The sequence below is a fragment of the Thalassospira sp. MBR-102 genome, assembly GCF_040549275.1.
Lineage (GTDB): Bacteria > Pseudomonadota > Alphaproteobacteria > Rhodospirillales > Thalassospiraceae > Thalassospira > Thalassospira xiamenensis.
The window spans coordinates 115,436-141,671 of sequence record NZ_JBEPTC010000008.1; the positions used below are offsets into that span (position 1 = coordinate 115,436).

At 56.8% G+C, this 26,236-nt stretch carries 28 protein-coding genes; 15 read left to right on the forward strand and 13 right to left on the reverse strand.

The annotated features are described in order from the left end of the window. Positions 1–33 precede the first annotated feature (33 nt). Positions 34–1,044, reverse strand: coding sequence for a cation diffusion facilitator family transporter (locus ABIE64_RS14560; protein ID WP_007089173.1), 1,011 nt, complete (start codon positions 1,042–1,044; stop codon positions 34–36). Between the two features lie 207 nt (positions 1,045–1,251). Between ABIE64_RS14560 and ABIE64_RS14565 the strand changes: the two genes are divergently transcribed. From ABIE64_RS14565 to ABIE64_RS14575, 3 genes are all read left to right on the forward strand, one after another. After that, positions 1,252–3,231, forward strand: a complete 1,980-nt coding sequence (locus ABIE64_RS14565) for a heme lyase CcmF/NrfE family subunit (protein ID WP_037990475.1) — start codon at positions 1,252–1,254, stop codon at positions 3,229–3,231. Between the two features lie 8 nt (positions 3,232–3,239). Continuing rightward, positions 3,240–4,499 carry a c-type cytochrome biogenesis protein CcmI gene (gene ccmI / locus ABIE64_RS14570; RefSeq protein WP_354377791.1) on the forward strand — a complete coding sequence of 420 codons (1,260 nt, stop codon included), beginning with the start codon at positions 3,240–3,242 and terminating at the stop codon, positions 4,497–4,499. A gap of 371 nt (positions 4,500–4,870) precedes the next feature. Then, positions 4,871–5,317, forward strand: coding sequence for a response regulator (locus tag ABIE64_RS14575; protein WP_007089176.1), 447 nt, complete (start codon positions 4,871–4,873; stop codon positions 5,315–5,317). A gap of 136 nt (positions 5,318–5,453) precedes the next feature. Here the strand turns inward: ABIE64_RS14575 and atpC are convergent, their stop codons facing one another. The 5 genes from atpC to ABIE64_RS14600 are packed head-to-tail and all read right to left on the reverse strand — an operon-like array spanning position 5,454 to position 10,381. Continuing rightward, positions 5,454–5,858 carry an ATP synthase F1 subunit epsilon gene (gene atpC, locus ABIE64_RS14580; protein ID WP_007089177.1) on the reverse strand — a complete coding sequence of 135 codons (405 nt, stop codon included), beginning with the start codon at positions 5,856–5,858 and terminating at the stop codon, positions 5,454–5,456. A 42-nt stretch (positions 5,859–5,900) separates the two neighbouring features. Next, positions 5,901–7,319: a F0F1 ATP synthase subunit beta gene (gene atpD, locus ABIE64_RS14585; protein ID WP_007089178.1), complete on the reverse strand. Its 1,419-nt coding sequence runs from the start codon at positions 7,317–7,319 to the stop codon at positions 5,901–5,903. Between the two features lie 51 nt (positions 7,320–7,370). Further along, positions 7,371–8,261 (reverse strand): F0F1 ATP synthase subunit gamma, encoded by an 891-nt coding sequence (locus ABIE64_RS14590; RefSeq protein WP_007089179.1) that lies wholly within the window; start codon positions 8,259–8,261, stop codon positions 7,371–7,373. Between the two features lie 30 nt (positions 8,262–8,291). Then, positions 8,292–9,824 carry a F0F1 ATP synthase subunit alpha gene (gene atpA, locus ABIE64_RS14595; RefSeq protein ID WP_007089180.1) on the reverse strand — a complete coding sequence of 511 codons (1,533 nt, stop codon included), beginning with the start codon at positions 9,822–9,824 and terminating at the stop codon, positions 8,292–8,294. Then, positions 9,824–10,381 (reverse strand): F0F1 ATP synthase subunit delta, encoded by a 558-nt coding sequence (locus tag ABIE64_RS14600; RefSeq protein ID WP_007089181.1) that lies wholly within the window; start codon positions 10,379–10,381, stop codon positions 9,824–9,826. The genes atpA and ABIE64_RS14600 overlap by 1 nt, the downstream gene beginning before the upstream one ends. Before the next feature lie 426 nt (positions 10,382–10,807). Here ABIE64_RS14600 and ABIE64_RS14605 point away from each other — a divergent pair, with 426 nt between their 5' ends. Continuing rightward, the gene (locus tag ABIE64_RS14605; RefSeq protein ID WP_354377792.1) at positions 10,808–11,293 is read left to right on the forward strand and encodes a hypothetical protein; all 486 of its coding nucleotides are present in this window, start codon (positions 10,808–10,810) and stop codon (positions 11,291–11,293) included. A gap of 57 nt (positions 11,294–11,350) precedes the next feature. Here the strand turns inward: ABIE64_RS14605 and ABIE64_RS14610 are convergent, their stop codons facing one another. Beyond that, complete coding sequence (locus tag ABIE64_RS14610) at positions 11,351–11,671, reverse strand: pyrophosphohydrolase domain-containing protein (protein WP_007089183.1); 321 nt, start codon at positions 11,669–11,671, stop codon at positions 11,351–11,353. A 95-nt stretch (positions 11,672–11,766) separates the two neighbouring features. Here ABIE64_RS14610 and ABIE64_RS14615 point away from each other — a divergent pair, with 95 nt between their 5' ends. After that, entirely contained in the window at positions 11,767–12,582 is an 816-nt protein-coding gene (locus ABIE64_RS14615) for a substrate-binding periplasmic protein (protein ID WP_354377793.1), read from the forward strand. A gap of 2 nt (positions 12,583–12,584) precedes the next feature. Here ABIE64_RS14615 and ABIE64_RS14620 read toward each other — a convergent pair whose 3' ends face one another. Further along, entirely contained in the window at positions 12,585–14,831 is a 2,247-nt protein-coding gene (locus ABIE64_RS14620; RefSeq protein WP_354377794.1) for a primosomal protein N', read from the reverse strand. Between the two features lie 186 nt (positions 14,832–15,017). On the opposite strand from ABIE64_RS14620, the gene fsa reads away from it, so the two are divergent. From fsa to ABIE64_RS14655, 7 genes are all read left to right on the forward strand, one after another. Further along, positions 15,018–15,674 (forward strand): fructose-6-phosphate aldolase, encoded by a 657-nt coding sequence (fsa, locus tag ABIE64_RS14625; protein ID WP_037990470.1) that lies wholly within the window; start codon positions 15,018–15,020, stop codon positions 15,672–15,674. 115 nt (positions 15,675–15,789) lie between these two features. Further along, positions 15,790–16,479 (forward strand): DUF484 family protein, encoded by a 690-nt coding sequence (locus ABIE64_RS14630; RefSeq protein ID WP_007089187.1) that lies wholly within the window; start codon positions 15,790–15,792, stop codon positions 16,477–16,479. Then, positions 16,458–17,420 carry a tyrosine recombinase XerC gene (locus ABIE64_RS14635; protein WP_354377795.1) on the forward strand — a complete coding sequence of 321 codons (963 nt, stop codon included), beginning with the start codon at positions 16,458–16,460 and terminating at the stop codon, positions 17,418–17,420. Before ABIE64_RS14630 ends, ABIE64_RS14635 begins: the two co-directional genes overlap by 22 nt. A 73-nt stretch (positions 17,421–17,493) precedes the next feature. Beyond that, on the forward strand, positions 17,494–17,799 hold the full coding sequence (locus ABIE64_RS14640) for a YrhK family protein (protein WP_114093805.1): 306 nt from the start codon (positions 17,494–17,496) through the stop codon (positions 17,797–17,799). A gap of 109 nt (positions 17,800–17,908) precedes the next feature. Beyond that, a complete protein-coding gene (locus ABIE64_RS14645) occupies positions 17,909–18,514 on the forward strand; it encodes a glutathione S-transferase (RefSeq protein ID WP_063093649.1) in 606 nt (201 codons plus the stop codon). Positions 18,515–18,616: 102 nt separating this feature from the next. Then, entirely contained in the window at positions 18,617–19,108 is a 492-nt protein-coding gene (locus tag ABIE64_RS14650) for a class I SAM-dependent methyltransferase (RefSeq protein WP_037990466.1), read from the forward strand. 33 nt (positions 19,109–19,141) lie between these two features. Then, positions 19,142–20,539 (forward strand): glutamine synthetase family protein, encoded by a 1,398-nt coding sequence (locus ABIE64_RS14655; RefSeq protein WP_354377796.1) that lies wholly within the window; start codon positions 19,142–19,144, stop codon positions 20,537–20,539. Positions 20,540–20,571: 32 nt separating this feature from the next. Here ABIE64_RS14655 and ABIE64_RS14660 read toward each other — a convergent pair whose 3' ends face one another. The 3 genes from ABIE64_RS14660 to ABIE64_RS14670 form a co-directional block, all read right to left on the reverse strand. After that, positions 20,572–21,768 (reverse strand): DUF3644 domain-containing protein, encoded by a 1,197-nt coding sequence (locus ABIE64_RS14660; RefSeq protein ID WP_354377797.1) that lies wholly within the window; start codon positions 21,766–21,768, stop codon positions 20,572–20,574. A gap of 178 nt (positions 21,769–21,946) precedes the next feature. Continuing rightward, the gene (locus ABIE64_RS14665; RefSeq protein WP_354377798.1) at positions 21,947–22,273 is read right to left on the reverse strand and encodes a hypothetical protein; all 327 of its coding nucleotides are present in this window, start codon (positions 22,271–22,273) and stop codon (positions 21,947–21,949) included. Positions 22,274–22,691: 418 nt separating this feature from the next. Beyond that, positions 22,692–22,916 carry a hypothetical protein gene (locus tag ABIE64_RS14670; protein WP_354377799.1) on the reverse strand — a complete coding sequence of 75 codons (225 nt, stop codon included), beginning with the start codon at positions 22,914–22,916 and terminating at the stop codon, positions 22,692–22,694. Between the two features lie 291 nt (positions 22,917–23,207). Here ABIE64_RS14670 and nadA point away from each other — a divergent pair, with 291 nt between their 5' ends. The 3 genes from nadA (at position 23,208) to ABIE64_RS14685 (ending at position 25,576) form a co-directional block, all read left to right on the forward strand. Further along, positions 23,208–24,230, forward strand: a complete 1,023-nt coding sequence (gene nadA, locus ABIE64_RS14675; protein ID WP_007089196.1) for a quinolinate synthase NadA — start codon at positions 23,208–23,210, stop codon at positions 24,228–24,230. Positions 24,231–24,301: 71 nt separating this feature from the next. Further along, positions 24,302–25,153, forward strand: a complete 852-nt coding sequence (nadC, locus tag ABIE64_RS14680; protein ID WP_503012852.1) for a carboxylating nicotinate-nucleotide diphosphorylase — start codon at positions 24,302–24,304, stop codon at positions 25,151–25,153. A 15-nt stretch (positions 25,154–25,168) separates the two neighbouring features. After that, positions 25,169–25,576 carry an NUDIX hydrolase gene (locus ABIE64_RS14685; RefSeq protein WP_354377801.1) on the forward strand — a complete coding sequence of 136 codons (408 nt, stop codon included), beginning with the start codon at positions 25,169–25,171 and terminating at the stop codon, positions 25,574–25,576. Positions 25,577–25,623: 47 nt separating this feature from the next. Here the strand turns inward: ABIE64_RS14685 and ABIE64_RS14690 are convergent, their stop codons facing one another. Both ABIE64_RS14690 and ABIE64_RS14695 read right to left on the reverse strand, forming a co-directional pair. Beyond that, positions 25,624–25,947, reverse strand: coding sequence for a type II toxin-antitoxin system PemK/MazF family toxin (locus tag ABIE64_RS14690; RefSeq protein WP_341363096.1), 324 nt, complete (start codon positions 25,945–25,947; stop codon positions 25,624–25,626). Next, positions 25,944–26,168, reverse strand: coding sequence for an antitoxin MazE family protein (locus tag ABIE64_RS14695; protein ID WP_341363095.1), 225 nt, complete (start codon positions 26,166–26,168; stop codon positions 25,944–25,946). Before ABIE64_RS14695 ends, ABIE64_RS14690 begins: the two co-directional genes overlap by 4 nt. Positions 26,169–26,236 lie beyond the last annotated feature (68 nt).

Consider the following 26,236-nt stretch of genomic DNA (forward strand, 5'->3'; position numbering starts at 1 on the left):
GGGTAATGTCAATTGGTGGAAAACACCCGAAACCTAGCGACCCGTCGCCAGCTCGCCATTTGACGCCGGAATACTGTCCTGACCGGCCTTGCGCGCCCGGCCCGTATGCCAGAATTCCGGGTCTTCGGTATAACCGCTAAACTCGTCGAGATGGATGTCTTCGGGCGGTTCGGGATGGATCGTGATATCCAGATCGGGATATTCCGCCCGGATGCTGTCCATCACCTGATGGCAGATGGTGTGCGATTCCCGCATCAGCATCCCGCCATCCATGATCAGTTCGATCTCGGCAAAGCGATGCACGCCCGATGACCGGGTGCGCAGACGGTGAATGCCGATCACGGACGCGTTTTTCATCGTCAGTTCGATGATCCTCTGGCTGTCTGATTCCGGCAATTCCTGATCCATCAGGACCGAAACCGAATTGCGCCCGACCTTGACCGCGGAATAAAGCAGGAAAAGCGCCACCATGCCGCCAATCGCCGGATCGGCCCAGTTCAGACCGGAAAAACCGGCAACAAGGGCAACAATCACCGCCAGATTGGACAGGATGTCGCTGGTGTAATGCATCGAATCGGCGTCAACCGCCAACGACCCGGACATCCGCACCGCTTTTCGTTGCAGCAACACAAGGCCGACGGTCATGACAAGCGAGATCGACATGATCCACACGCCTTCAACCGCAAACCGGATCGGCTGCGGTTCCGCAAGCCGCGATCCGGCCTCCGCCAGAACCAGAATGGCCGCCCCGATCATGAAGGCAGACTGGAAAAGCCCCGCCAGCGGTTCGGCCTTGCCATGGCCAAAACGGTGATCGTGATCGGCCGGGCGCCATGCGCTTCGGACCGCCATGAAGTTGATCACAGACGTCCCGACATCAAGCATGCTATCAATCATCGAAGACAGAAGGCTGACGGAATCGGTCATGAACCAACCGGCGGCCTTGATGGCAATCAGCGTCGCAGCAATGACAATAGAGGCCGTGGTTGCCCGACGTGCCCATATTTCCCTTTGCGCGATGTCAATGACAGGACATTGACTCATGTTCTACAGACCCTTGGTCTTCAATTTCCGCTCGCTGATTGCGGTTTTATATCGTGAATTGGCGTAATATGTAATGACTATTGCCATACTTTGACCTTCGCCTGTGCAGCAAATAGCGCATATTTGATATTCCGCAAGGTTTTCAAACCAGACCGGAGCGACTATATCAGCCCCGCAGGCGGATAAGAGCAAACAACAGGCCCACTTATGATTGTTGAAATCGGACATTATGCCCTGGTGCTGTCACTCGTGGTGGCATTGGCACAGTCGACCATCCCGTTTCTGGCCGCATCGCGGCGTGATGTCGCACTTCTGAAAATTGCGCCACGTCTGGCGATTGCCTGCTTTGCCCTTGTCGGTACAAGCTTTGCCGCCCTGACATATGCCTATGTCACATCCGATTTCTCGGTCGTCAATGTGGTCGCCAACAGCCACACCTCCAAACCGCTGATCTATAAAATCACTGGCGTCTGGGCCAACCACGAAGGCTCGATGCTGCTCTGGGTGATGATCCTGACCCTGTTTTCGGCTGCCGTCGCGGGCTTTGGCCAGAACCTGCCGCCAAGCCTTCTGGCGCGCGTCGTTGGCGTCATGGGCTTGATTGCGCTTGGCTTCCTGCTGTTCATCCTTCTGACGTCTAACCCGTTCGAACGCGTGATTAATCCGCCGCTCAACGGCGAAGGCATGAACCCGCTGCTTCAGGACCCCGGCATCGCCATTCATCCGCCGTTCCTTTATCTCGGCTATGTCGGTTTCTCGGTGGCCTTTGCCTTTGCCGTCGCCGCACTCATCGAAGGCCGGGTTGATCCGGCATGGGCGCGCTGGGTCCGTCCCTGGACGCTGGCCGCATGGATGTTCCTGACCGCCGGGATCGGGCTTGGCTCCTGGTGGGCCTATTACGAACTTGGCTGGGGTGGCTGGTGGTTCTGGGACCCGGTTGAAAACGCATCCTTCATGCCGTGGCTGGCCGGAACCGCGCTTTTGCATTCGGCGATTGTCGTTGAAAAACGTGACGCGCTCAAAAGCTGGACGATCTTCCTGTCGATCCTTGCCTTTTCCTTCTCGCTGCTCGGCACCTTCCTTGTGCGGTCGGGCGCGCTGACATCGGTTCATGCCTTTGCCACCGATCCGACGCGCGGGGTGTTTATCCTGTTCCTGCTGTGTCTGACGGTGGGCGGGTCGCTGGCCCTTTATGCGTGGCGCGCGCCAACCCTGAAGGGCGGCGGTCTGTTTCAGCCGATCTCGCGCGAAGGCGCACTTGTTTTCAACAACGTGCTGCTCTCGATTGCCGCGGCCATGGTGCTGCTCGGCACCCTTTATCCGCTGCTGCTTGAAACCCTGACCGGTGAAAAGATTTCGGTCGGCGCGCCGTTCTTCAATTCCACCTTCGTTCCGATCATGACGCCCCTGATCATTGCCATGGCATTCGGGCCGATGATGCCGTGGAAACGTGCCGATCTGTTTGCGGTTCTGGGCAAGCTCAAAATCGCCATTGCCGCCGTGATCCTCGTTCTGATCGTCACCTACTGGCTTGCCGGTGGTCCGGCCTTTGCCCTGTTTGGCATGGGGCTGGCGATCTGGCTGTTTGTTGGAACGATGCTGGAATGGGCCGGACGGATCAAGCTTTTCCGCGAACCGCTCTCGACCAGCTTCCGCCGGATGCGCAATCTGCCACGCTCGGCACACGGCACCATGCTGGCTCATGCCGGGATGGCGATTGTCATTGCCGGGATCACCGGATCACAGGCATGGACCGAAGAATCGGTTCAATCGCTTGCCATCGGTGAAAGCACGGTTGTTTCGGGCCATACCTTCACGCTCAGCAGCCTTCGCGAATATCAGGGGCCGAACTTCTTCGCCCGCGAGGCCACCATCACCATCGCAACCCCGGGCGAACGCACCATAACGCTCACCCCGGAAAAGCGCGTCTACACCGTCGAAGGCATGCCCACGACCGAGGCCGGAATCCGGTCCGGTTTCACCGGCGATATCTATGCTGTCATCGGCGATGAAGACGCCAGCGGCAAATGGGTGACGCGCTTCTATGTCAAACCGATGATCCCGTGGATGTGGGCCGGTGGCATCATCATGGTGCTGGGTGGTCTGATGTCGCTCTCGGATCGTCGTTATCGCGTCGGTGCCCCTGCCCGCTCCACCAAAACGGTTCACACCGTACCCGCCGAATAGGATTCTCAATGACCATCTGGATTGTTCTTGGCGCCTTGACGGCTCTGGTGGCGGGTTACGTCCTCTGGCCGATCTTGCGAAATGCGCGTTCCGCCAGTGCCGATGCGGGTGATGATCACCTTGCCGACATGGACGAAGACGAACTGCAACGCGATCTTGCGGTTTACCGCGACCAGCTTGCCGAAATCGGCCGCGACATCGAACGCGGCGTTCTGACCGGCGAACAGGCCGACGCCGCCCGCACCGAAGTCCAGCGCCGCATCCTTGCCACCGATCAGCGCATCAGCACCCGCCAGCAATCCGGCGAAGCCGCAACGCGCATCTCCCGCCTGCGCCCGGCTGTTGCGATCTTTACCCTGCTTCTGTTTGTCGGCGGTATCGGCCTTTATCTGGATCTTGGCCGCCCCGACCTTCGTGATCGCCCCATTGCCAGCCGTACTGACGAAATCATGGCCGCCCGGCAGGCCAGCGAAAATGACGCCAGCCGCAATGACGCGCTGAACCGCGCCGTACAGGACCTGTCAAACCGCCTGCTTGAAAATCCTGATGACCTCAAGGGCTGGGAACTGCTTGGCGCCAGTCTGATGGCGCTTGGGCGCGCCGAAGAAGCCCAGACCGCCTTCCTCGAAGCGGTCAAGCAATCCGGTCGCAATGGTGATTATCTGGCGATGTATGCCGAAAGCGTCATCCGGGCGAATAACGGCCAGGTCAACACAATCGCCCGCGGCGCACTCGAAGAAGCCGCCCAATCCGGCAGCAAGGATCCCCGCATCCAGTATTTCCTCGGTCTTGCCGATGCGCAGAACGGCAATGTCGCTGCCGCGATTGATCGCTGGATCGTGCTGGTGAATGGTGCGCCGTCCGATGCCGGATGGCTTCCGATGGTGCTGGCCCGGATCGACGAAGCCGCCCTCGCCCAGGGGATCGACATTACAGGCCGGATCAAGATCACCCCGCCAATGGCCTCAAACGCCCCTGCCGGGCCCGGGGGACCCTCGCGCGAAGACATGGAAGCAGCCGCCGAAATGTCGCCCGAAGAACGTCAGGAAATGATCCTTGGCATGGTGTCGCAGCTCGCCGATAAACTGGCGGAAAACCCGGAAAACCCCGAAGGCTGGGCCCGTCTGATCCGCGCCTATATGGTGATCGGCCAACCCGAGCAGGCAAAGCAGGCCTATGACAACGCCCGACAGGTATTTTCCGATGACACCGATCTTCTGACCCGCTTTGCCGGGTTGGCCGATGAACTGGGCATCCCTGCGAATTGACCACGTGCCGCCCCGTGCGGCATGACCGGCCCCAAACGGCCACCATCATTCATCACCCAGAATCGAACGCACCGTGAAAAATCGCGGTGCGTTTTTTCTGTTTACACCCATACGAATGCAGTCAGCCAGATAATACGCAAGGATAGTATTTTGATCAAACTTTCGCCTGTATCCTATTGATTTGGCGTTCTGTTTCCTCAAATTTGACCCGTTGAAAAAGTGAACCGGATTCAGAAATTTCAAACTTTTCGCCTACAAGATTGAATTTATTCTGTCTTTTTCTTCAATTCCCCTAAAAGATTGACTATAATTCTCATCTATCAAAAGGGGGAGTTTCCGACATTCCCCATCCAAAAGAATAAGGACGTCGCATGATCGCCGGTGCAAGCGGGGCCGTAAGCAATTTGCTGCTGATAGAAGACAATCCGGGCGACGCCCGATTGGTTCAGGAAGCGCTCCGTGAATTCACCCACCCGGTTACGCTGCATCATGTCAAGGATGCGATGACCGCGCGCCAGTTCCTGCAACAGGATGGCCCCTATCGCAATGCGCCAAGACCCCGCCTGATCCTGCTGGACCTGAACATGCCCCGCAAGGATGGCCGCGAAATGCTGCGCGAAATCCGGAATGATCCGTCATCCGCCTCGATCCCTGTGATCGTGCTGACCACGTCGGGGGCCGAACATGATGTGGATCTGTGCTATGCGGCGGGGGCGAACTGCTATCTGCGCAAACCGGTCGATGTCACGGAATTCATCGAACTGATGAAGATGATCGAATCTTTCTGGCTCGGTCTTGCCCTGACCCCGTCCCCCTGATCCCGTCCCCCTGATCCCGCCGCCGGTTACGGCTACCCCCATCACGCTGCCGCGATCAGCCCTTCTGACATGCCAAAAGCAGAAAGGCCGCTGTCTGCACAACAGCGGCCTTTTTAACAAAGTCGAAGATCGATGATCAGTTGGACAGTGCGGCAATCTGCGCACGGGCAACCTCAAGCGCACGCTCGGCATTCGCCTTGTCATGCGCCGTGGTTGCCGCCTTCAGGTCCGCCTGCGCGGTCTCAAGACGTGCCTGGGCTTCATCGGCCTTGATATCGGAAACCGGAACCGCTTCTTCGGCCAGAATGGTGCAACGCTCGGGGTTAACCTCGGCGACGCCACCGGCAACGAAGATACGTTCGGAAACCTTGCCACCTGCATAGATGTCGATGACACCGGGGCGAATGGTCGAGATCATCGGCGAATGCTTCGGCAGCACGCCAAAATTCCCGTCCGTGCCCGGAACAACGACCATCTCGACCGGCTCGGATTTGAGCAGGGCAGACGGCGAAACAAGTTCCAATACAGTCGTATCAGTCATGACAGTCCTCTCTCCCGTATGGGAAGGGGGACCGAAGCTGCCTTAGGCAGCTTCGGCCATCTTCTTGGCTTTCTCGATGGCTTCTTCGATGGTGCCGACCATGTAGAATGCCTGTTCAGGCATGTGGTCATATTCACCAGCACAGATGGCCTTGAATGCCTTGATGGTGTCTTCGAGCTGAACGAACACGCCCGGAGTACCGGTAAAGACTTCTGCAACGTGGAACGGCTGCGAAAGGAAACGCTGGATCTTACGGGCACGGGCCACGACCAGTTTGTCTTCTTCCGAAAGCTCGTCCATGCCGAGAATTGCGATGATGTCCTGAAGACCCTTATAGGTCTGAAGGATACGCTGCACTTCACGGGCGGTCTCGTAGTGTTCCTTGCCGATAACGCCCGGATCAAGCGCACGCGAGGTACTGTCGAGCGGATCAACAGCCGGATAGATGCCAAGCTCGGCAATCTGACGGTTGAGCGTCGTGGTCGCATCAAGGTGGGCAAACGAGGTTGCCGGTGCCGGGTCGGTCAAGTCATCGGCAGGGACGTAAATGGCCTGGACCGAGGTAATGGAACCTTTTTTGGTCGAGGTAATACGTTCCTGAAGCGCACCCATGTCGGTTGCCAGTGTGGGCTGATAACCCACGGCAGACGGGATACGACCCAGAAGTGCCGACACTTCCGAACCCGCCTGGGTAAAGCGGAAGATGTTATCGACGAAGAACAGAACGTCCTGGCCTTCTTCATCACGGAAATATTCCGCAATCGTCAGACCGGTCAGGGCGACACGTGCACGTGCTCCCGGGGGTTCGTTCATCTGGCCATAAACCAGTGCGGCTTTGGATGCACCTTCCGGGTTGATAACGCCCGAATCCATCATCTCGTGATAGAGGTCGTTACCTTCACGGGTACGTTCACCAACACCTGCGAAAACCGAATAACCGCCGTGGCCTTTTGCCACGTTGTTGATCAGTTCCATGATGAGAACGGTTTTACCCACGCCCGCGCCACCGAACAGACCGATTTTACCACCCTTGGTGTACGGCGCGATCAGGTCGATGACCTTGATGCCGGTAACCAGGATTTCGGTGTCGGTTGACTGATCGGTGAAAGACGGTGCTTCACGGTGGATCGGAGAGGTCATTTTCGCGTTGACCGGACCACGTTCGTCGACCGGCTCGCCGATGACGTTCAGGATACGACCAAGGGTTTCCGGACCAACCGGAACCAGGATCGCGTCACCGGTATCAATGACTTCCTGACCGCGACGCAGACCTTCGGTGGTGTCCATCGCGATGGTACGGACGGCATTCTCACCAAGGTGCTGTGCAACTTCAAGAACCAGACGCTGGCCGTTGTTGTCAACATGCAGCGCGTTCAGAATGGGAGGCAGATCGCCGTCGAATTTAACGTCGACGACGGCGCCCATAACCTGGGAAATTTTCCCCGCCTTCTTGTTCGCCATAGGTATTGTCTCCTGCTCGGACAAAACTATCCGTTAGTTCCTGCGACCCGCTTACAAAGCCTCGGCGCCGGAAATGATTTCAATCAGTTCGTTGGTGATCTGGGCCTGACGTGAGCGGTTGTACTGGATGCTCAGTCGGTCGATCATATCGCCGGCATTGCGGGTTGCGTTATCCATCGCGGACATACGCGCACCGTGCTCGGATGCACTGCTTTCCAGCATCGCACCGAAAATCTGGACCCCGACATTACGCGGCAGCAGATCAGCCAGAATGGCTTCTTCGGACGGTTCATATTCATAAACCGCAGAAGAACCGGTAGCTTCTTCCTGCCCGTCGGCTTCCGGCACCGCGAACGGCACCAGCTGCTGTTCGGTGACGACCTGCGAAATTGCTGACACGAACTTGTTATAGAAGATCGAGCAGACGTCAAATTCGCCTTCTTCGTACAGCGCCAGAACTTTGTCAGCAACGTCGGTAGCAGCAGAGAAATCAATCCCCTTCTTGCCTTCGACGCCAGTATACCGGGCGACAATCGCGTCACCAAATTCACGCTTGAGCGCATCGGCACCCTTGCGGCCAACACAGATCAGCTTCACCGTTTTGCCAGCCGCGCGAAGGGCGCGGACCTTGATACGGGTCGCTTTGATGATCGATGCGTTGAAACCACCGCAAAGGCCACGGTCCGCGGTAAAGACGACGAGCAGATGCACATCATCCTTGCCGGTACCTGCCAGAAGCTTCGGTGCCCCCTGTGCGCCACCAACCGCGGCTGCAAGCCGTCCCAGCATCGTCCCCATGCGATCCGCATAGGGACGGGCTGCTTCTGCTGCATCCTGCGAACGGCGGAGCTTGGAGGCCGCCACCATCTTCATCGCCGAAGTAATTTTCTTCGTCGATTTGACGCTGGCAATGCGCGAGCGCAGATCCTTCAAACTAGCCATTGCGTTTCCTCCTTCGCCTAAATTTCAGACTTACGCGAAGGTTTTCGCGAACTTGTCGAGGAACGCTTTGAGCTTCGTTTCGGTGGCTTCCGAAAGAACCTTCTCGGTGCGGATCGCATCAAGAATGTCAGAACCGGTCGAACGGATATCGTTCAGGAACTGTTCTTCGAAAGCACGAATTTTGCCAACTTCCACGCCGTCAAGGTAACCCTTCACACCGGCATAGATCACAACAACCTGTTCTTCCACTTTAAGCGGCGAATACTGCGGCTGCTTGAGCAGTTCCGTCAGACGTGCGCCACGTGCCAGCAGTTTCTGGGTCGCCGGATCAAGATCCGATGCGAACTGTGCGAAAGCTTCCATTTCACGATACTGGGCAAGTTCCAGCTTGATCGAACCGGCAACCTGTTTCATTGCCTTGATCTGCGCGGACGAACCCACACGCGAAACCGACAGACCAACGTTCACAGCCGGGCGAACACCCTTATAGAACAGGTCGGTTTCAAGGAAGATCTGACCGTCGGTGATCGAAATCACGTTGGTCGGAATAAACGCCGAAACGTCGTTACCCTGGGTTTCGATAACCGGCAGAGCGGTCAGAGAGCCAGCGCCGTTTTCGTCATTCATTTTCGCAGCACGTTCCAGCAGACGGGAGTGCAGATAGAAAACGTCGCCCGGGAAAGCTTCACGTCCCGGCGGGCGGCGAAGAAGCAGCGACATCTGGCGATAGGCAACAGCCTGTTTCGACAGATCATCATAGAAGATGGTGGCATGCATGCCATTGTCGCGGAAATATTCACCCATTGCGCAGGCAACGAACGGTGCCAGGAACTGCATCGGCGCCGGATCAGAGGCGGTCGCTGCAACAACGATGGTGTTTTCCATCGCACCACGTTCTTCAAGAACCTTGACAACCTGTGCAACGGTCGAACGTTTCTGACCAACCGCAACATAGATGCAGAACATCTTGTCGCTGTCGGATTTCGCTGCATCGTTCACCGGCTTCTGGTTCAGGATGGTGTCGATGATGATCGCGGTTTTACCGGTCTGACGGTCACCAATGATCAGCTCGCGCTGGCCACGGCCAATCGGGATCAGCGAGTCAATCGACTTGATACCGGTCTGGACCGGCTCATGAACCGATTTGCGCGGGATGATGCCCGGTGCCTTGACGTCGGCAAGGCGACGTTCTTTCGCACCCAGTTCACCTTTACCGTCGATCGGGTTGCCAAGCGCGTCAACAACGCGGCCCAACAGCTCCTTGCCAACCGGCACGTCAACGATGGCACCGGTACGCTTGACCTGGTCGCCTTCCTTGATGGTACGGTCAGAACCGAAAATAACGATACCGACATTGTCTTCCTCAAGGTTCAGGGCCATGCCCTTGATGCCACCCGGGAAGTCGACCAGTTCACCGGCCTGAACATTGTCAAGACCATGAACACGGGCGATACCGTCACCGACAGACAGAACCTGACCGACTTCGGCAACTTCGGCTTCAGCGCCAAAATTGGCGATCTGATCCTTAAGAATAGCGGAGATTTCCGCGGCGCGGATTTCCATCACGCAACCCCTTTCATAGCGAGCTCGAGCTTCTGCAATTTGGTACGAAGCGAGGCATCAAAAACCCGGGAACCGACCTTGACGACAAGGCCGCCAAGAACCGCCGGATCGACATTCAGGTCCACTTTGACAGTGGCACCGACAACTTCTTTAAGAGCGCCGGTAACGGCTTCGATTTGCTCTTTCTTCAGCTCGGAAGCCGAGGTCACCTGTGCGGTCACTTCGCCTTTGAAAGCTGAGAGCATGGAAAGGTAGGAACTGATAACATCCGGCAGAACGAAAAGGCGGCGTTTCTGACACAGAACGCCAACGGTCTTCTTGGTCAACTCGGAAACGCCAAGCTTGTCCAGAAGGGCCGCCATTGCCTTGGCCTGCACATCCCGGGAAATCACGGGACTACGGAGCACATTCCGCAGGTCATCGCTTTCGACGATGGCCTGGTCGAGCAATTCAAGATCGCTTTTGACAGCATCAAGCGCATCGGCCGACTGGGCCAATTCGAATAATGCTGTGGCGTAACGCCCTTGAAGCCCGGTCGCGGCAGTATTTTGGGACACCGGTGAAAGCCCTCAATTCTGGTTATGAGAACGACTCGGATACGTATAAAAAAATGGTCTCTCGGAAGGTGTTCCCGCCGAGAAGCGAGCGTTTGGTATCACATGTCCATGACAGGGGCAACCCCCGCGCAACGCCATTTGGGCGGTCTTTTTCATTCTTTACTGAAGTTGGGGCAAAACAGCCCCGGATCGCTCGCGTTTCGAGGCTTTTTACAACTATTTTATAATGCCGCCTCTCCCGCCATCGGCGGATTCTGTCTTTGGGAAATCACCTTTAAGGAACGAATCCCCGATTTTTTCGACGATGCCGTCCGTACAACCCCTGATCGATAACCGTTTTTTCCGATCAAAAAGTGTAATCGACATCACATTCGAACCTTCCCGGCGTCAATTCCGGACACCCATGTCATCCCCAAGGAGGTTCAAATGAAACTGCCCTCGATGTCCCCTCTGGCCGGCCTGCTGATTGCAGGCCTTGCCCTGCTGCTTCCGATCAACGCCTTCGCGTGTAGCACCGGCTATTTCCGTTTTGTCGAAACCGGCACCGCCAGCCCCTTCGTGCCATCCGCCTCGCGCGCCTATTACGATGATCAGGATCAGGCCGGAACCGCAATTTCCGTTTTTGTCGATCTGACATCGGCGGATTACAGGGCCATGGCTGATAGCCGCTTCAATGCATTCGGCGGTAAAACCACGGTTTACAAAATCGCCTGCGATGCCATGACCGCCCCGCTGTCCGAAACCCCGGCCGAAGACGTGCCCTCCGATAGCTGGATGAGTGCCGAGGGCATCAGCCCGACCCACGTCTATCTCGAAGCTGACAATTTCAACAGCGCCACCGTCGGCACCAAAAAGCAATCCATCCCGGCCTGGCTCACCAGCAAGTCCAGCAAGGTCTACAGCGCCAACTGATATCATCGCGTCGGGTCACCCTACCGGTGGCCCGATCCGCCAATCAGGGTCAGGACCCTAGATATGCGACCCGGTGCCATCGCCCTTGGCCGACCATTGCCGCGCCCGGTTGATCGCCATTTTCGCCTGCACTTCGTGATCAAGGTCAAGACCGAACTGATCGACCAGCCGATACAGCAAAATCATCACATCCGCCGCTTCGCGCCCGATTTCCGAAAGATCGCGGTCAACAACCGCCTCATCAAGTTCCTTCATCTCCGTCATCGCACGCGTGACAAGCGCACGGGGATCGGCAACCGGGCCAAAAATCTTTTCGGCCCAGTCACATATGCTTTGCTGGCTTTCGCTCACGCTTGTTGAATTTTTAACATTCGTCATCAAATCTTATCCATGGAATTTAAAAATCTGGGCTATCCATAACCCGCAAGCATGACGGGAGACAATATATGGCACGATGCCGGAAGTTCGTGCATATGGCGAGGTTGCTCCGACATCGCCTACAGAATTTGTGCGCCCTGACCGCAGCATTGTGCGTTATTGCTTTTCCTTTGGCCGCAAATGCCCGCACCCTGATCATCGAAGGCCTGTCCGAAGCCCCGCTGAAATGGATGGTCGACCGTGATCCGCGTGGCATTGATATCGACATCATGACCGAAGTGCTCAACGATATGGGCATCACCGATTACCGCTTTCAGCTTGTCGATAATGGCCGCCGCCTTTTGCACAATGCCCAGACCGGCAGCAGCGACATCATCCTGACCCTGTCGCAAAACGCCGAACGCAGCCAGTATCTGCACTATCCCGACGAAGCCCATCTTCTGCTCGATTGGCGCTTTGCCGTGCGGATTGAAGACCGCGACCGGATCACGTTTAATGATTTTTCCGATCTGGCGCGCCACCGCGTCGGGGCGGCGGCGGAATATTCCTATACCGATACCTTCTGGCAATCGGGGCTTGATATCGAAATCGTCGCCAAAAACGATCTGCTGATCCCGATGCTGCTGGAAAACCGTTTTGATGTCGTGCCGGTCAATTACCTCAGCACGCTTTACGAAACCCTGCGCAACGGGCAACGCGAACAGATCGCCTTCATCTATCCGCCGCTTCGCCGCGCGCCCTATTATAACGTGTTTTCAAAGGCGTCGGATTACCCGGACAAGGACGCATTTCTCAAACGCTATGACCAGATCATCCGCGAAATGCGCAATGATGGCCGCCTCGCCACCATCTTTCAGAATTACCTCGGCCCGGACGGGCTCGACTGGTGGCAGTCCCAATATCAGAACTGACCCTACATAAAGCTGTAAGGATCAATATCGATCTGTACCCGGACACTGCCCGGTGTTTTCACCTTTGATAACCAGTCATGGATCATCGCCTGCAACCGCACCTGTTTATCCGCCCGGATCAGGAAACGGCGGCGATATCGCCCGCGCAGCAACGATAACGGGGCCGGGGCCGGTCCCAGAACGACAATGCCATCACCGCGCGGTGCCGCCCGGCCAATCCGCCATGCGGCTTCATCGACCTCGCTTTCCTTTTTCCCCGAAATGATCAGGGCCGCCAACCTTCCATGCGGCGGCATGCCATGCGTCATGCGCTGGGATAATTCAACCTCGTTAAACGCATCTCGATCGCCCGCGGCAATCGCCTTGATCACCCGGTTGGACGGGTCGGCGGTTTGCAGCAACACCGTGCCGGGTCGATCCCCGCGTCCGGCCCGCCCCGCCACCTGGGTCATCAACTGATAACTGCGTTCGGCCGCGCGCAGATCCCCACCCGCAAGGCCAAGATCGGCATCGACCACCCCCACAAGGGTCAGCATCGGGAAATGATAGCCCTTGGCCAAAATCTGTGTGCCGATCAGAAGGTCAACCTCGTGATTATGCACCCGATTGACAAGCTCCGCCGCCGCCTTTGGCCCGGCGATATTGTCCGATGTCGCGACCTCGATGCGGATTTGCGGGAATGTCTCGACCGCTTCCTCATAAAGCCGCTCCACCCCCGGCCCGCACGCCGCAAGCTTTTCCTCCGCCCCACAGGCCGGGCAGCTATCGGGGGCCTTGGCCTGATAGCCGCAATGATGGCATTGCAATTTGCCCCATGCCCGGTGTTCCACCAGCCACGCCGTACAATTCGGGCACTGGAACCGGTGCCCGCACGCCCGGCAAAGCGTCAGCGGCGCATAACCCCGCCGGTTTAAGAACAGCATCGCCTGCTCCCCGGCGGCAAATGTCTCCGCCAGCCGCTTTTTCAAGGTCGGCGTGATCCAGCGTTGCCGTTCCGGCCTGTCCTGCCGGATATCGACAATCTCGACACTTGGCAAAACCGCCATGCCGTGGCGTTCCGAAAGCTCGACCCGCTCATACCGACCGGCTTCCACATTCGCCAGGGTCTCAAGCGACGGGGTGGCGGACGCCAGAATCGCCGGTATCCCGCCCAGATGCGCGCGCGCAACCGCCATGTCACGCGCATGATAAATCACGCCGTCTTCCTGCTTGAAGGCATGTTCGTGTTCTTCATCCACCACGATCAGGCCCAGATTGGCATAGGGCAGAAACAGCGCGGACCTTGCCCCGACCACAAGCTTTGCCGATCCATCGGCCACCGCCCGCCATGTATCGCGTCGCCGCGCCTGCCCGACTTCGGAATGCCAAAGCGCCGGCTCAACGCCGAATCGGTCGCGGAACCGCTGCAACCATTGCGCCGAAAGGGCGATTTCCGGCAACAGGACCACCACCTGCTTCCCGCTTTCCAACGCGGTTCGGATTGCCTCGAAATAAACTTCGGTCTTGCCCGACCCGGTCACGCCATCCAGCAACGTGACCGAAAACCCATCCCCCGCCACCTTGGCACACAGCATGTCCGCCGCGCGTTCCTGTGCCTCCGACAGATGCGGGCGCGCAATATCAAGGTCGGGGTCGTCAAACGGCGATGGCGGGGTGACCATCAAACGCCGCACCACGCCTGCTTCGACCAGCCCCTTGATCACGCTGGCCCCGGCACCGGTTTCGCGCATGATATCGGCCTGTTCCATCGGCGGATGGTCACGCAGAAACGCCATCACCCGCTTGCGCGGCGGTGTCATGCGAAGGCTGCTTTCGCCATCGCCTTCCCCTTCTGCCGGATCGGCAAGGGTAAATCTGAAAATCGGCTTGGGCGGCTCCAGCGCATCAGAAACGCTCATCGCCATGCGCAACACCGCCCCCTGCGGCGCCATGGTATAGGCCGACACCCAATCGACGAACTTTCGCGTCACATCGGCCATCGGCGGTGCCTGCAAAACGCCATAAATTTCGCGCAGCTTGGCCGGATCGACGTCGCCCTTGGCCTTACCCCAGACGACGCCGCGCTGGGTCTGACGGCCCAGTGGAATTTCAACAAAGTCACCGGGCTGAACGCTCAGCCCCTCGGGGACAAGATAATCATACGGGCCCGCCAAGGGCAGCGGCGGCAGAACACTGATCGTTTCACCCGTCACCTGAAAGGCCGGATCATCACCAAACAGATTTCCCGATATGGCCTTTGCGGCGCTCATATATTATAAACCCCGTCAGGATGCCTCTGGGTTGGTCGCATGATTATGCATAACCGGCTTGTGGCACAAAAGAAAACGGTCCCACAGCACTGGGCGTCTGGTACCGACATTTGAATGGAACCGGACCCTATCAGCTAACCGCATCATCGAACAACGATCTTCAAAAGCTCCTGAGCAGGAAATCCAATGAAGTTTTTCATCGACACCGCCGACATCGACGCAATCCGTGAAATCGCCAAATCCGGCCTCGTTGATGGCGTGACCACCAACCCGTCGCTGGTTGCCAAAACCGGCCGTTCGTTCCTTGATCTGATCAAGGAAATCTGTGACGTGGTTGACGGCCCGGTCAGCGCCGAAGTTGCCGCGACCGACTATGAAACCATGGTTGCCGAAGGCCGCAAACTTGCGAAAATCGCCGACAATGTCGTCGTCAAGCTGCCGCTGACCCCGGATGGGCTCAAAGCCTGCCGCACCTTCACCGACGAAGGCATCCAGACCAACGTCACCCTTTGCTTCTCGGTCGGTCAGGCCATTCTGGCCGCCAAGGCCGGTGCGACCTATGTGTCGCCGTTCGTTGGCCGCCTTGACGATATTTCGTCCGATGGCATGCAGCTGATTGCCGACATCGCCGAAGTTTATAACAACTACCCGAACTGGCAGACCGAAATCCTCGTCGCGTCCGCACGCGGCCCGCAGCATGTTGTCGATTCGGCCCGTCTGGGTGCCGACGTCGTCACCATCCCGCCGCAGGTTCTTGGCCAGCTGTTCAAACACCCGCTGACCGACAAGGGCCTTGAAACCTTTGTCGCCGATTGGGCAAAAACCGGCCAGTCGATCCTCTAAGACCGACAAATCAGGCCAAGGATCAGGTTTATTACCGGTCCTTAACACGCATTTAACCCGGCAGCCCGCATTGTGGCTGCCGGGTTTTTCGTTTCACTGCAAATTACCGGATCAGATGGAAAAGACAGCATTGCGCGCCGACGACGTCGCGGCCTACCTCGCCGAACATCCCGACTTTTTTGCCAACCGGCCGGACCTGCTTGACAGCCTCGACATGCCGGTGCGCGAACTGGGCTCAGGCATTGCCGACATGCAGCAATATGTCGTCACCCGCCTGCGTGATGAACGCGAAAAGCTGCGCGGCGCCACAAGCGAACTGATCAATATCTCCAAATCCAACCTCGAAACCCAAAGCCGCATCCACCGTGCGGTTCTGGCCCTGCTCAATGCACGCGGCTTTGATGTCTTCGTCGAAGCCCTGCAGGACCTTGTGCCCGAACTGCTTGATCTTGACGCCATCGCATTGTGCTTTGAAGAAAGCGAAGATGCCCCGGTGCCCCGTTGCGGCGGCCGTGTCCGCCGTCTGACGGCTGGTGCGGTTGATCAGGTTCTGGGCGAGGAAAACGATGTCTGGCTTCTGCCCGACAATGCCGGGGACGAGGCGATTTTTGGCCCGCAGGCCGATAATATCCGCTCCGCCGCCATTGTCCGCGTCGCACCCTTTTATGGCGATCCGGTCGGGCTGGTGGCGTTTGGCGTCGCCGAACCCGATTATTTCAGCCCGGCACAGGCCCATGACCTGATCATGTTCCTCGCCTCCGTGATCGAATTTGGTGTGCGCCGATGGCTGACACCGGCGCAATGAATAAGGGGCTTATGGCCCTGACCCTGCCCGAAGATGTGCGCGATGCCATTGCCGACTGGCGGCAATGGCTTTCCGCCGAACGGCGCGCATCAAACCACACCACCGAAAATTATCTTGCCGATCTCTATGCCTTCCTTGGTTTTGTCCGGGGACATAAGGGTGACACACCCGATATCGCCGTTCTTCTGCAATTAAACCCGCGCGATTTCCGAAGCTGGCTTGCACGACGCAGCATGGATGGCATGGCCAAAAGCTCGACTGCGCGTGCGCTATCGTCGCTGCGCAATTTCTATCGCTTTCTGGATCGCACCGGGCGCGGCCAGAACGCGGCGGTCAATTCGATCCGCAATCCGAAACTGCCGCAATCGGTCCCCAAACCGCTTAGCCCCGCCGATGCGATGGCCGTCCTTGATAATGCCGGCGCGTGGCAGGATGAACCGTGGCTTGCCAAACGCAACCTCGCGCTTTTTACCCTGCTTTATGGCTGCGGGTTGCGTATATCCGAGGCACTCGACCTTAATGCCAATCAACGCCCGACGGGCGATTCGATGGTCATCACCGGCAAGGGCAACAAACAGCGCCTTGTCCCGGTCCTGCAAATCGTCCGCGATGCGATTGATGATTATGTCCACACCTGCCCCTATGCGCCGAACGGCAATGAACCGCTTTTTGTCGGCGCACGTGGCGGGCGGCTGGTCGCACAGGTCGCCCAACGCGAAATGCGCAAAATCCGCGGCCTCCTGAACCTGCCCGATACCGCCACCCCGCATGCCATGCGCCATTCCTTTGCCACCCATCTTCTGGCCGGTGGTGGTGATCTGCGCACCATTCAGGATCTGCTCGGCCACGCCTCGCTCTCGACCACCCAACGCTATACCTCGGTCGATACCGAACGCCTGATGGCCGTCTATCACGGCACCCACCCCCGCGCTCGGCGATAGGCCACATATTCAAGAACGTTTGCCGCCATCATGCGTTACGGAAAAACAACCCACCCCAAAACGGGAGCCTCGCATGAAGCTTTTCCAAAGCCGCCGTTTTGACGCATCCTCACGCCACCGGCAGGTCTATAGCGCCTATGAAATCGCCTATACCACCGTCGACTGGCTGGCCGCGGTTCTGTTCGTCATCGGCAGCATCATGTTCCTTTATGATGATCTGATGCACACCGGAACGTGGCTTTTCATCATCGGGTCGGTGTGTTTTGCCCTGCGGCCCTCCATCCGCCTGGCGCGTGAACTGCACCTTGCCCGCCTTGGCGAAACCGGCACAGAAACCGCTACAGAACCCGGCAATTCCCCTGATGACCGCCGGGGCTGACATAACCTTTCCCGGCCAGATTTCCACAATCGCGAAATTTGGGGTTCTTCGAAACGGCATTTCCCCCTTACACTGCGTTCAAACTGTTGAATTATATCGAGGCACCCCAATGATCCTGCGCTCCAGCGACCCGTCCCCCTTTGGCCGCAAGGTCAAAATTGTCGCCAAAATTCTTGGCATTTACGATCAATTGACCATCGAACTGGCCAACACCAACGATCCGGCTGACAGCCTGCGCGCACAAAACCCGCTTGGCAAAATCCCGATCCTGATCCTTGATGATGGCCGCAAGATTTTCGATAGCCGCGTGATCTGCGAATATCTCGACGCGCAGGTCGATGGCGTCACCCTGCATCCGACCGAAGGCGACGCCCGGTGGGAAGCATTGACCCTTCAGGCGCTGGGCGATGGCATCGTCGATGCCGCAATCCTGCAGGTCTACGAAAACCGCATGCGCCCCGAAGAAAAACGCCATGCCGACTGGCTGTCCTATCAGTCTGACAAGGTCAAACGCGCCCTTGATCAGCTCGAAGCCAGCCCGCCGTCCCTGGCAGGCGACCTGACCATCGGCCATGTCGCGGTTGCCTGTGCGCTCGGTTATCTTGATCTGCGCTTTGATGGCAAATGGCGCGAAACTTACGCCGCCCTCGTCACATGGCTCGATGCCTTCCGCGCCCGCGTCCCGGCCTTTGACGCCACGATTTTCAAGGGCTGACACGCCCGTTCAAAGCCACCCGGTGCGGGTTAACCACCTTGCACCGGGCCGCTTTCGGATGATATCGCGATTTCACCCTCACCGCCCGGAGAACAAGAATAAATGTCCCGCCTTAACAGCGTCATCCGCCGCCTGCAGGCCCAGCGCGACTGCCTGAATGCCGCCGCCGAAATGATCAAGGACCATGACGGTATTGTTCTTGAAATCGGGCTTGGCAATGGCCGCACCTTCGATCATTTGCGTGAAATCATGCCGGATCGCGAAATCTTTGTCTTTGACCGCCAGATCGCTGCCCACCCGAAATGCATCCCCGATGACGATCACCTGTTTCTGGGCGACATTTTCGAAACCCTGCCAATGGCGGTTGAACGCTTTGCTGGCAAGGTCGCACTGGTCCATTCCGATGTCGGGACGGGGGACGAGGCGCTCAACGCCAAAATCGCATCCTTCATCGGCAAAACCCTGCCGCCGTCCCTGATCAAGGGCGCGATTGTCGCATCCGATCAGAAAATCGACGTACCCGGCACCATCGCCGAACCGCTCCCCGAAGGCGTCCCGCAGGATCGCTATTTCTTCCGCCGTTATCAGGGCTAAAACCAAAACCGCCCCCCATCAGGAATACCACCCGTGTCCAGCACCAACGCCCCTGCCCCCTCATCCCCCAGCGGCTCCAATATGTCCGAGGCCGCGGCATTCCTTGCCAAATACCCCGATGTCGAGGCCATCGACATCATCCTGACCGATTTTCACGGCATCGGACGCGGCAAGATGATCCGCCGTCACGAGCTTGAAGGCATCTATAAATCGGGGCGCGGCCTTCCGACCTCGATCTTCGGGCAGGACGTCACGGGCGAGGATGTTGATGATTGCGGTCTGGTGCAGACCGGCGGCGGCGGCGATGGTCGTTGCTGGCCAGTGCCGGGCACGCTGGGCTATCTGCCCCACATGGGCCGGGGGCAGCTTCTGATCAGTATGTATAACGAGGACGCAACCCCGCACGATGTTGATCCGCGCAATGTGTTCTTAAATCAGGTCAAACGCGCCAATGCCCTTGGCTTTGCCCCAATGGGCGCGTTCGAACTGGAATTTTATCTGGTGGATCGCGATGCGGACGCGGGCGGCCTTTATCACCCGGCATCCTACGCAATGACCAAACGCCGGTCACCCCTTCGCAACACCATGTCGGTCGATGAAATCGATGAAATGTCGCCGCTTTTTGATGCGGTCTATGAAGGTGCCAAGCATCTTGATCTGACGCTTGAAACCCTGATTTCCGAATATGGGCCGGGCCAGTATGAAATGACGATCCGCTATCGCGATCTGATGCGGGCTGCTGATGACGTCATCATCGCCAAACGCCTGATCCGCACCTGCGCGCGCCGTTTCGGGATGGAAGCCGTCTTCATGCCCAAACCGTTTGGTGCCGAAGCCGGTTCGGGCATGCACCTGCACCTCTCGCTGGCAGACGAAAACGGCAATAACCTGTTTGCCGATCAGCCGGACGGGAGCTTGAGCCCGCTGATGCTCAACGCCATCGGCGGCATTCGTGGCACGATTGGCGACACCATGCTGATCCTCGCCCCCTTCATGAATTCATGGCGCAGATTTGCATCCGCCATGTATTCCCCAGCATCCGATGACTGGGGTGTTGAAAACCGCACCGTGGCGCTTCGTGTGCCAGGCACACCGGGCAAAACCCGGCATTTCGAACACCGCATCGCGGGCGTTGACGCCAACCCCTATCTGGTCGCCGCCGTCACCCTTGGGGCCGCCCTTGACGGCATCGAAAACAAAATCGATCCCGGCCAGCCAAGTACCGATGAAATCGGCCATGACAAAGGCCCCAACGACCTGCCGCGCCACTGGCTGGACGCCATTGACCGCTTCGGTGCCTCCGATTTCAACAAACGCACGCTGGGCGAACGCTTCCACACCGCCTTCACCAAAATAAAGCAGGCCGAATACGAACATATGGCGCTGAAGGTCAGTGCGGCGGAATGGGAATATTACGGGTTTTCTATATAAACAGAAGAAGCTGATAAGCTTTTTATGTCTCGCTAAATATACCTGTCTCGGTTCTCATCACAGTGCTCTTTTACTCGTTCAAGCCACCTGTCAAACCAGACCCAAGTTCTTGCATAATCTCCCGGCTTACCGTAACCGAGCCCCGGCTGTTTAGCGTCAAGGCTCTGCCATAAAAGCGTGTGATGATGCATTTTGAAATTCGGGTAGCCGCTATTATTTATCGCACTAACGATTTGAGTTGCTGTGTAGCGTCGCTTATCAATCTCTTTAAGTAATATTCTATTTATTTCTTTGGCTTCTTCAGAGTCAGCCCTCACAAACTCAACAGCCATATCGGAACTAGACGCGCTCTTCCCGATCTTGGGCACAAAAGCAACTCGATAAGCGAAACTTGGGTTTGCAAGCTCGTCTTCAGTCATTGCGTTATAAAATGTGTTCATCGTGGTTTGAATATGCTGGGGAAGATCGCCAGCTTTCTTCAATAAGTCTCGCTGATCATCGCTAAAGGATACAAATTGGAGCGCTATCGGTAACCGCTTCTCCAGACTGTATCGCACACCAAACAACCGCTTTATTGCTTCGTTAAAGTTCAAGCAACAAGCTTGCAACTTTGCACTTATAAGATCGTCAATTTGCTGAGTCGCTCGGTGTTCTATTTCGTGTCTAATTTCTATCAAGAACTCTAGGTTTTTGATAACGGCAGGTTCTAAAGGGGTACGTTGATGCTTTAGGCATTTGCCAAGCTCCCAATAGCAATCTTCTCCATTTTTAGTTTTCTTGATAGCTCCGTTGTTATCTTGATATCGGTAATCTATCCCCTCCTTCTTCAACCAAGCGTGCATCAAGTATGTCCAGCTGATAATTGCTGTTACGATGAACAATTCAGACCTAAACGTTAGGCCTGCACTATTAAAGATATGAACAGCAGCAATCATGGCCTCCCTTGCTTTAATCAGCAACTCATCTCCTCTGAGACTGAGCCCGGTACCCTGATCAATATCTGGCCAAGAAGCCAAAAACTCATCTAATCGTTCGACTGACGAAGCCCTTGCTCGCTTGTGTTTAGCCTCAGTCCTGATCTCTGCAATTACACGGTGGTTAATGGAGCGAGTAGGTCGGGTAAAGTATGCCAGAATATCTTGGTCGTTATACCCTCCACGCTCTAGCATTGCCTTAACAAGCGCGATTTCCCATCGCTCAAGCTTGTTTCCTCTGCTCCGCCTAACCATAATTCGCCCCGCCACCTGTAATTGCAGGTTGAAAATATAAATCTAATTTAGAGAACCAGCAACGATCACATGGATTACTAGCGACAGACCGCAATCAATGCCGAACGAACATATTACTAATTTTCAGTGTGAAATTTGACCGGTATGCCGGTCAGGCTTTCCTGACCGGGGACCAGAATCAGAAGACGCGTTTCGCGCGGTTGTTGGATTTGTGCGCTGAAAACGCCACCCGCGGGCGGGAATCCATCATTTTCTGATCGCGCAGATGGGCGACTTCAAGATCACGCGGATCAACATTCATCATGCGGATGTCGCCCCCACGGTCCGCATTGGCATGCAGGTGCATCTTGGTCGAAACCCACTGATAGGTCGGATAGGTCACATTTTCCGGAAGCGATTCTTCGGTAATCACCTTATAGGCCCCGGCTGGCAGTACTTCTGCCAGACCGCGCAGACTGAACGGCCGCGCGAAATTCAGGATTTTCGATGTGGTACGGTTTGTCAAAATAGCTCCTAGCGCGCAGATGCGCATTGGTTAAGAAAAACGACAGGAATCAATCCCGTCGCCAAATAACCGCAGTTTATTTCAGGTGTATGCAGGCACGCGGAAGCGGATTTTATTCTTCAAAAAATCAACGCCCCAAAAATATCCGATGCGTTTTTGAACAAATAAAATTTGCGATTCTGGTAAATCGCGAAAATATCCCGCCGATTTTTACTTATATGAATCGATTTCCATATTTTACAACGAACTTATTTTTATTTTTACGTCATCATGGAATCGGCACAGAAAACCATCGCCCGAAAATGATCCGGCGCGCAGTTCCCCGATAGTCTTTTGCGATTTATTTATCCGGTTCTGTATCTGGCATTCCCCATCACCGTCAGACGGGGCCATTGTTCGGACCGGACAGGTGATGCTGTCAGTAACTCAGATCCAGACCAAGCATATCGCCAAGCCCGAAGGTAACGAGCCCAAGGACCAGAACCGCCAGCACGAAGATTGCCGTCATCTTGGCAGTCGCAATCAGCACCTTCCGCCTGCCGATCTTCTTTCCCTGATCGTAATGCCACTTGATGGCAAAGAACATGCCCGTGCCCAACGCGACACCCTTGAACGTACCAAAGGCTATAGGGACCCAATCCATATCAAAGACTCTCATCTGCATCAGCTGCGCGTGTTATGCCCCCATCCCGGGCAAATGCACACTTCCCGTTCTGCAACGCAGATATGTAGCAGCAGGTCGCGGCGGCCCCCGCGATTATAGGCCGGGCGGTTATATTGCGGTGAAGTGCCCTTCAACAAAGATCATCGTCATCCCCCAATTCCTTGCCATCCCGGCCCAATGGCGATATTGAGGTTTCAAACTGTCATTAACTTGCAATGCCGGACCCCGCTGCTTATCTCCGGCTTGCAACAGGCGAGATGAGACGACGCCATGAACCAGATTGCCACCATCGCCGAGGCCGCGCCCGGCGCAATGTCTGAAATGCAGATTGATCCGACCCTTGATCTTGAAGCGGAAATCGCCCGCCTCAAGAAAGAGAAAAACGCGATCATTCTGGCCCATTATTATCAGGACGGAGAAATTCAGGACCTGGCCGACTTTGTCGGCGACAGCCTTGATCTGTCGCGCAAGGCCGCCGAAACCGATGCCGATGTCATCGTGTTCTGCGGTGTGCGTTTCATGGCCGAGGTCGCCAAAATCCTCAGCCCGAACAAAACCGTGCTGCTGCCCGATTCAAAGGCCGGCTGCTCGCTCGAAGATTCGTGTCAGCCCGAACCCTTCCGCAAATTCCGCGAACAGCATCCCGATCACGTGTCGGTCACCTATATCAACTGCTCGGCCGAGGTAAAGGCCGCCTCCGATATCATCGTGACCTCGTCGAACGCGGCTGAAATCATCGATCAGATCCCGCTTGATAAACCGATCCTGTGGGCACCGGACCGTCACCTTGGCACGTATCTGGCCAAAAAAACCGGCCGTGACATGACGCTGTGGAACGGCTCGTGCATCGTGCATGAACAGTTTTCCGAACGCGAACTGATCCGCCTTAAAACCCAGAACCCGGATGCCAAAATCGCGGCCCACCCGGAATGCCATGACGGCATTCTCAAACATGCCGATCACATCGGATCGACCCGCGCCATTCTGGAATATGTGATCAACGGCCCGGATCAGAAATACCTGATCGCGACCGAACCCCACATCATCCACCAGATGGAAAAAGCCGCCCCGCACAAGGAATTCATTCCCGTGCCCGGTGCCGATGGATCGTGCGCGTGCAACAACTGCCCGTTCATGGAACTGAACACACTTGAAAAACTTTATCTGTGTCTGGTCAATAACGGCCCGCAGATCATCATGCCCGAAGATTTGCGTGTTGCGGCGGTCAAGCCGCTTGAACGGATGCTGGAAATGTCAAAGGGCATTCCGCTGAAAAAAGAAAACGCGGCCTAATTCGACCTTATCAACAGCCCCGCAGAAATCTCGTTTCGCGGGGCTGTTTTCCATCCCCCTCCCCCAAAAAGATGCGCCCCACCATGACCGTCCTGACCCAGGCTGAAATTTCCGAATTCATCGACCGCGCCTTTGCCGAGGATATCGGCCCCGGTGACATCACATCGGATAATGTCATTCCCGCCGATGCGCGCCTGCGCGTCGCCCTTGAAACGCGCGAAGATATCGTGGTCGCCGGTCTGGATATCGCCCTTGAATGTTTCCGCAAACTGGTCCCCGATGCCAAAATCACCAAGCATTGCGAGGACGGCGATGCGATTGCAGCCAAGGACGTGCTGGCCGTGGTCGAAGGCAATGCACGCGGCATCCTGACCGCGGAACGCACAGCGCTTAATACCCTGCAACATCTGTCTGGCATTGCCACCACCACACGCAGCTATGTCGCGGCGATGGGCGATACGACCGCCAGATTGCTTGATACCCGCAAAACCCTTCCGGGCTGGCGCAAGATGGAAAAATACGCCACCCGCATGGGCGGTGCGCAGAACCATCGCATGGGTCTTTATGACGGGGTGATGATCAAGGATAACCATATCGGCGTTGTCGGCTCGATCACCGAATGCGTGAAATCCGCCCGTGCGGCAAACCTGCCGAAAATCGAAGTCGAATGCGATACGCTTGATCAGGTCCGTGAAGCCACCGATGCCGGTGCCGACATCATCCTGCTTGATAACATGGGCCCTGATATGCTGCGTCAGGCCGTCGCGATTGTCGGCGGTCGCTGCAAGACCGAGGCATCGGGTGGTGTGAACCTGCAAACCATTGGTGCAATTGCCGCCACGGGTGTTGATTATGTTTCGGTCGGGCGCATCACCCAATCGGCCCCGGCGGTCGATATCGGGCTGGATGTTGCCATCCTCTGACCGGAGCGGATCACGATGAACGCTATCAGACCGGCCCCCAGACTTGTCGAAACTGCCAACTGGATTTTCCGCGACGGCGGCAAAGTCCTGTCGGTAAGAAGCCACGGGCGGGATCGTTTTTACCTGCCCGGTGGCAAGATTGATGCGGATGAAACCGCCATCGAAGCCCTGATCCGTGAAATCCGCGAAGAACTCGGCGTAATGCTGATCGAAAAATCCATCCGCCCACTGGGCATCCATGCCGGTCGCGGCCATAACCAGCCATCTGGGGTTATTGTCCGCATGCAATGCTTCGCCGCCCGCTTCACCGGCACATTGACCCCATCACGCGAAATCGCCGAAATGCGCTGGCTCTCGCAACGCGACCGCCACCTGATGGCCCCGATGGGCCAAAAGATCACGGCTGCGCTTTTCGATATCTGATCCGCGATATCGCGCAAAGGCACATCCTGCTGCAGCACCGAAATGGCTCAGGCAAAGCCCAGAAACAGCGCCATCGCGCGGTTAACCGCGATTGTCATATCCTCATCGACATGGCCAAACGGCGCGCCCAGCTTGTCACGCCGCACGGTCATGATCTTGTCGACCATGATCTGCGACCGGCTGAGAAGCCCGTTTTCCGGGGTCGGTTCGATAGTCAGACGAATAAGCGGGGCATCAACAAGCGTGCTTGTGACAAGCAGAACCGTCACGGTTGCCATTTCCTGAAAATGATCCGCCTGAACGACAAGTGCCGGTCGCGGTTTCCCGAAATCGCCCGGCACGGCAACAGTCACAAGATCACCACGCTTCACGCACCATCCTCGTCATCCAGATCCATCAGGGCAGCATCCATAAAGCCCTGAAGCTCAAGATCATGCAGGTCGGACTGGGCAACGATCCGCGACTGGCGTCGGCACTCCGCCGCAAAGCCGGGTTTGCGCGCATCCGGCACCCAAATCTGAACGGGTCGCAAACCAGCGGCCCGCATCGCATCGCGTCTTTTCTGAACGCGCTCATTGACAGAGGTTGGCATGACAGCCCTCCATAACGTTACATGTAACATATATGCAGTACTGCAAAATGTCAATTCACGCCTAAAAC